5 protein-coding genes are annotated in these 6,950 nt (G+C 44.5%); all 5 read right to left on the bottom strand.

What is annotated here, in order from left to right; genetic code table 11:
• On the bottom strand, positions 1-1,216 hold a 1,216-nt coding region (locus tag B7C60_RS08405; protein ID WP_245868979.1), incomplete at its 3' end, for a DUF294 nucleotidyltransferase-like domain-containing protein.
• A 99-nt stretch (positions 1,217-1,315) separates the two neighbouring features.
• Positions 1,316-3,022 (bottom strand): solute:sodium symporter family transporter, encoded by a 1,707-nt coding sequence (locus B7C60_RS08410; protein WP_099611260.1) that lies wholly within the window; start codon positions 3,020-3,022, stop codon positions 1,316-1,318.
• A 96-nt stretch (positions 3,023-3,118) separates the two neighbouring features.
• Positions 3,119-4,105, bottom strand: coding sequence for an inositol 2-dehydrogenase (iolG, locus tag B7C60_RS08415; RefSeq protein WP_099611261.1), 987 nt, complete (start codon positions 4,103-4,105; stop codon positions 3,119-3,121).
• A 533-nt stretch (positions 4,106-4,638) separates the two neighbouring features.
• Positions 4,639-6,273 carry an FGGY-family carbohydrate kinase gene (locus tag B7C60_RS08420; protein ID WP_099611262.1) on the bottom strand — a complete coding sequence of 545 codons (1,635 nt, stop codon included), beginning with the start codon at positions 6,271-6,273 and terminating at the stop codon, positions 4,639-4,641.
• A gap of 11 nt (positions 6,274-6,284) precedes the next feature.
• Positions 6,285-6,950 (bottom strand): ABC transporter permease (locus B7C60_RS08425; RefSeq protein ID WP_245868982.1); only part of this gene is annotated, 666 nt, incomplete at its 5' end.

The raw sequence follows: 6,950 nt of genomic DNA on the forward strand, positions 1-6,950 counted from the left end.
CCATCATATCGCCAGGACAAAGCCGATAACCACAAGCATCCAGCCCATGGCAAACAAACTGTGTCAATTTTTGAAAGTAAAGTTGCTCTTCATCGTTGGCTTCTCTCGCTAAAATAATGCCATTATCTTGATCCGAGTTCAGGTGCATTTCTTGACGAGCCTGAGAGCCAGCAACAAACCACGCATAATCCATAGGTGCAGTTCCGAATTCACGCTCGGCCAATTGTAGCAGTCGTTTATTAAAGGCATCGGCAATCTGCGTCATCATCTGCTGTATAATACTGGGGGCAACATTGGCAGATAATAATGCGTCAAATACGGCCTGTCGTTGAGGAACCATACTCACCAACTCAGTAACCGATTCCTGCCGATAAATTCGACTGATTAGAAATACGGCATGCACATGGCTTTTTTCTGTCAAACTGGTGGCCGTTAATACGCCAGCAACCTGCTGACCTTCCAATACAGGAAGGCTACGCACGTTGTGCTGCATCATCATTTCCATTGCTTCAAGAACTAACACATTCGACTGAATGGTTTGTGGATCCGGAGTCATAATTTGCCTGACAGGAACATTCAACCCTAGGCCTGCCGCAATGACACGCTTAGTCATATCTCGATCCGTTATAATACCAACCAGCTGCTCCCCTTCCATCACTAAGGCACTGGAACGGTGTTTATCGACCATCATTTGTGCCGCCTCTTGAACTAAAGTGCACGGTTGGACTTTGGCGACACTACGATTCATTACCTCTTTGACACTTTTTAAATAAAACACCTCCTCGCCAGACCATTTCTCATTCGAATGAGCCAATCGAACCGATTCTTTAGATGAAAAATGGTGGCTAACTGCCGGATTATCGCGCATTAACTGCAATAAAATCTGCTTAGGGATCCGATACAACAAAGTATTTTCTAAGGCAACTAATTGATAGTCACACTGGCCGGAACGATATAACTGGCTAAAACCAAATAGATCACCATCAGCTAACCGAGCACGTAAAGTCCCATCGGGATGATATTGCTCGACCGCTCCAGTTCGCACAAGATACAACCCCTGCCCAACAATTTGTTCTCCCGCAAGGCACTTTCCTTGCTTTAAATAGAGTATATCTACCGCAGCAGCCAATGCATTTTGTTCTTGTTCACCAAGCCGCTCAAAAGGATCAACCGAGGAGAGGTAGCTGACAATATTCGGTAACAATGAACTTTCCATCGAGAACCCCTATTGATTAACGAAAATCGCTCAATCTTAATATAAAAGATTGAGCGGAGGACGCATTTCCTTGGCGTTAGCCAAGAGGGAGATACGTTATTATTGAGCGTCTTTCTGAGCTTTGATCAACTTCGCTCTGGGGCTACGCATTAACTCACGGAAAATCGTCCAGAAGACATAACCTAAAGAACCGGCAGCTAATAAATAATAGCCAGTCATGATCCAAGTGGGCACATTATGCGCGAGGAACACATACATAGATACCGAAGAAAGCGTGATCAATACCGCGACAGCTGGAGTCATTGACCAAGGGGTAATATCCACTTGCTCGGTATAGATATCTTCATGATCTTCTTGTGGATAGAAGTAGCCAACCGTCAACATAAAGGCAACGTTAGCGACAAATAATAACCCAACTAAGTGGAAGAAATGGATATCAACTTGGAACACAAAATTGAATAGGATATAGGCTGATACGCCAAATAATAACCCGAGTTTTGCTGCTATCGCGGGTACATGCTTAGTCAATAAGCCAACTAATACCACGCTTAAAATAGGCGAGTTAAACAAACCTTGTAGCTGCTGGATCAAATAGAACAAGCCGTCTGGCGCATTGGCCACCAACGGGGCTACAATCATAGAAATTAATGCCAAACTTAGTCCTAGCCATTTCCCAAGTGACACCGTTTGGGCTTCCGTTGCATCAGGTTTAAGCGATTTTTGGAAAATATTGACGGTAAATAGGGTAACTGAAGAGTTTAATCCGCCACTAAAGGTGGAGAACACCGCTCCCACGACTACGGCAGCAAAGAAACCGACCAACATTTCCGGTAAAACCAATTGCACGAGGCTAGGATAAGCATGATCTGGATTATCCATCTGGCCACTGAACACATGATACGCAATGATACCGGGTAAAATGATAATGCTTGGAATCATCAGTTTAAAGAAAGCGCACAGTAGAACCCCTTTTTGTCCTTCTGCCAAGTTCTTTGCTCCAAGCGCTTTTTGTACAATGGACTGATTGGTACACCAGAAGAACATATTGGAGACGATCAACCCTGTAAATAAGGTTGAAAATGGCACCATAGAGTCTTCAGCTCCAATCGAATTAAATTTTTCAGGATGGGATTGATACACTTCCACTAAACCGCCCAAGATATTACCGTCACCAACGTAAGCCAGTGCAAACAAGGTAACCATCAAGCCGCCGGTAATTAATCCTACGCCATTAATGGTATCGGCGACCGCAATGGCTTTAATACCACCAAAAACAGCATAAATTGCCCCAATCGTACCGACCCCCCAAACCATCAACCATAAAGCGGTATCTTTATCGACACTAAACACATTGGACACTTGGAACAAGCTCTCCAAAGCAATTGCGCCGGTATAAAGTACAATCGGTAAGAGTGAAATAACATACATGGCTAAGAATAGAATGGACGTAATGGTCAGCGTTTGTTTATCAAACCGCTTCTCTAAATACTCAGGAATGGTGGAAATCCCCAGTTTTAAGTAACGCGGTAGAAAGAAAATCGCAAAGAGAACGATGGTCATCGCGGCCATCACTTCCCATGCCATAACGATAAAGCCGGTTCGAAAGGATAAACCATTCAGTCCGACAAGATGTTCTGTCGAGAGGTTCATCAGCAACATGGATCCACCAATGTAAACCCCTGTTAACGATCGACCGCCAAGGAAATAACCTTCGGTTGAATCAGTGAGGTGTGCATTACGAGTTTTATAGTAAGCAAATCCCGCAACGAACAACGTAAAACCGATAAATGAAATAAAAGCGAGCATGGTTCCTCCAAAAGCTTTTATTACGCCCAGCACCCTTATACGTCCCCATGCTGGGCGATGAATTAGCCCACTCGATTACGGTGAGCTAATGACGATTTACAGTGTAATTTCGCGTCCTGAATGCAGTGATTCCAGCGCCTTATCCGCGAGCAATAATGCTTGCTCGCCGTCATAACCACTGCATTCTGGTTGAGCTCGTCCAGACAATACATCGACAAAATGCTGCCACTCTGCGCGATACGCTTTTTCATAACGTTGTAAGAAGAAATGTTCCGGTTTGGCTGCCACACACCCTTGCTCGCCCCAAACTTCCACTACATCTTCATGGATATTATTGGCGCGCAATAAGCCTTTTTCGCCGTGCAATTCAATCCGTTGATCATAACCGTAACCAGAACGACGGCTATTGGTAATGGTCGCCATCGCCCCTGATGGGAATTTCATCACGATAAATGCGGTATCAATATCCCCCGCCTGACCAATTTCAGGATCGACAAGATTACTGCCTTGGGCATAAATAGAGACTGGATCTTCTCCCATGATAAAACGCGCCATGTCAAAATCATGAATCGTCATATCACGGAACATGCCACCAGAAACTTTGACATATTGAGCTGGTGGTGGTGATGGATCGCGTGAGGTAATCAGTAAGGATTCAGCTTTACCAATCAGACCGGCGCTCAATTGTTCACGGACTTTGCGAAACTGAGGATCGTAACGACGGTTAAATCCAACAAAGAGAGGAACTTGATACTCTTTGACTGTCGCTAAACATTCACGAACTCGTTCGATATCGAGATGAACTGGCTTCTCACAGAAAATGGCTTTTCCTGCCCGTGCGGCAAGTTCTATTAGTTCAGCATGGGTATCCGTTGCCGAGGCAATCAGCACCCCATGCACATTCGGATCGGCTAACGCTTGTTCTGTGGTTTGAATTTTAGCGCCATATTGGTCAGCCAATTTTGTCGCCCCATCACCATAAGGATCAATGACGGAATAAAGGCTAGTTTCTTTGTGTTCAGCGATATTAACCGCATGAACTTGTCCAATTCGGCCAGCGCCAAACAAAGCAATGTTATACATAGGGTACTCTCCTTCTACAGGATGTTTTTATGATCTTTTCATTGAATTCCATCGTGTGATGAGTCGATGTCGTGTTACCGGCAGCTCTCGATCAATTGGAAGCAATGAGCTCTTGTTAATGACAAACACACCATAACAACGAAAAAATAATTTCACAATCATATAAAATGAAATTTTTATTTTGCGTTTAAAAATTGAGAGTATTGCAGCATTTTTGTTCAGGGCTCATTAAAATTTCTTATTCATCAGAGTGAATATGAGAGAAGGTACGATATTCAAGCGCAACACAGGATAGGGTCGGTATAGAAAAATTCACGTCAACGCCGGGGACTCTACCGCTAAAAAGTGAAATGAAAGTTTTATTTATCACCATAATGGCGATGCTGTTTGTTATTGGAGTAACAAGAGCAAAAGCCACAAAATAACGTTATTTGATGCTATTTGTGGCTTTGAGCGGGGTAAATATCCCTTTCTAGTTGAAGCTGCAGCGATGTTAGCTACGTTCGTTCACCCCAACTGCTAAAACTGCCGAATTAGAAATCGGCCATTAGGCGCTTATATTCTGCATCATCTTGATACATTTTATGGAAAATTGTGTATTTGACTTCATAAAAGCGTTTAATTTTTTCGGTTTGTGGGGTTACACTTTTGCTGATACGGCTCATCGCATTCATGGCATCAGGAATATCACTATAAAACCCAGCGGCTACTGCGCCTAACATGGCGGAGCCAAGAATCACCGCTTCGCTCTCTTCCGGTAACAAGAAGATACATCCGGTGGCATTCGCATGTTCTTGCAGAAATACACTATTTTTAGTCCCGCCACCACAGGCCATAATGGTGTTGATTTCATAACCTGAACGATTCATCACTTCAATGATATGCCGGGTTCCTAGCGCAATGCCTTGAATGGTCGCTAAATATAGCAATGCCATATCATCGATTGTTTGGGACATTTTTAATCCAGTCATCGTCCCGGTAAGATGTGCATTAGCTCGCGGTGAACGGTTACCATGGAAATACGGTAACACGTGAATATCTTTGGTTAGAAAAGCGATGTTATCCTTACTTCCCGCTAAGGCAAGCAGACGTTCATTGAGGATCTGATAGACGGTTTTTCCTACCTTATCAGCTTGAGCTTTTACGCTAGGATACAAGGGATAAGAAGTAATCATATGATCAATCAATGCACCAGTAGCAGACTGCCCGCCTTCATTTAACCAATACCCTGGGATCATCGCGCTGTAGTAAGCTCCCCAGACGCCATCAATAAAACGCGCGGTTTTTGAAACGGCCATGTGACAAGAAGAGGTGCCACCAATCAAAGCTAATCGCTGATTAAAGTCTGCTTTATCTCCTGTCATTCCAGCCGCACCTAATACACCAATTCCCCCTGCATGAGCATCAATGATGGAAGTCGCCACCGCGGTTCCCGGAATTAAACCGAGATCGGAAGCCGCATGAGCGGTTAAGCCATCTCCTACTGGCTGCCCCATCGGTAGAATGCGCTCTCCGATCACTTTCGCATTACTGGCTAGTAAGTCTTCAAGGCCGATCTGATTAAAAAAGCTTTTGTCCCATTTCCCTTCATGGCCCAAGTAAGTCCATTTACAAACGGTTGAACAGAGTGAACGACTTGCATCAAAGGTGGCTTTCCAAGTCAAAAAATCAGGAAGATCAAAAAAATACCCCGCTTTTGCCCAAGTATTCGGCATATGCTGCTTCAACCAAAGTAACTTGGGAGTTTGCATCTCAGGTGAAATTCGATTTCCGACGTACGCCAGTACAGGGTGCTGCGTTCTATTGATGCGATCAGCCTGTACAATAGCTCGATGATCCATCCACATGATAATATTCTGCTCACTACGCCCAGTAGGGCTGACCGTTAAGGGTTGACCATTTGGGTCTAAAACCACCAAAGAGCAAGTGGCATCAAATCCTATTCCTTTCACTTGGATCGGGTCGATATTGGCCTGAGCAACGGCATCTTTGACGGCAAGACAGACGGATTGCCAGATATTTTCGGAAGATTGTTCAACAAAATCCGCTTGTGGTTTGAACATCAGCGTGTCGCGCTTTGCTTCGCCAACTTTACAGCCATGAGCATCAAACACCCCAGCTCGCGCGCTACCACTGCCTACATCAACGCCGATAAAATAAATACTCATAGATTTCACCGTTAAGCCTTATTCTTTTGTAAGAAAATAAATAAAATCAGAATGCCGCCCCAAAGGGCCATCGTGAGATAACTGCTTACCCCTAACAAATTCAGGCCACTTTCCAAGGTTTGTAGAACAATCAAGGCCAGCCCAATGCCAATAATTCGCCCAAAACCACCATCGGGATTAATCCCACCTAGCACGGAAGCGAGGATGGCAATCAACAGGTATGATTCACCATACCCTGCTTTGGCTGAGTTAAATTTCGCCATCATGACCAATGCGGCAACCCAACATAGGATTGAGGAAAGCACATACACCGCTAAGATGGCCTTTTTTGTATTAATCCCAGAAAAACGGGTGGCTTTTTCATTTGAGCCAATCAAATAGATGGTTCGGCCTAAACGGGTATGTTCGAGCAGCGCCCAAAGCCCAATCGCGAACACGACAAACAAGATAAGCGGCATCGGGATCCCCCAAAGCGTCCCATTTCCTAGCACCAATAAGGCATGAGGAAACCCTGAAATGACGCTTCCTCCTGAAATGAGCACATTCAACCCATTGATTAATGTCATCATTCCTAATGTTGCAAGAATAGGAGACACACCAACATAAGCAATTAACACTCCATTAAACAGCCCAACCACAACTGCGGTTAGCATGCCACCGGCTAAAGCGGCAACAAG

This window comes from Vibrio fujianensis, assembly GCF_002749895.1.
In the GTDB taxonomy this organism is placed as follows: domain Bacteria; phylum Pseudomonadota; class Gammaproteobacteria; order Enterobacterales; family Vibrionaceae; genus Vibrio; species Vibrio fujianensis.

What these genes read in the sequence shown, in the direction of transcription:
- B7C60_RS08410 (WP_099611260.1), bottom strand. Translation starts at nt 3,022, where the DNA reads ATGCTCGCTTTTATTTCATTTATCGGTTTTACGTTGTTCGTTGCGGGA.
- iolG (WP_099611261.1), bottom strand. Translation starts at nt 4,105, where the DNA reads ATGTATAACATTGCTTTGTTTGGCGCTGGCCGAATTGGACAAGTTCAT.
- B7C60_RS08420 (WP_099611262.1), bottom strand. Translation starts at nt 6,273, where the DNA reads ATGAGTATTTATTTTATCGGCGTTGATGTAGGCAGTGGTAGCGCGCGA.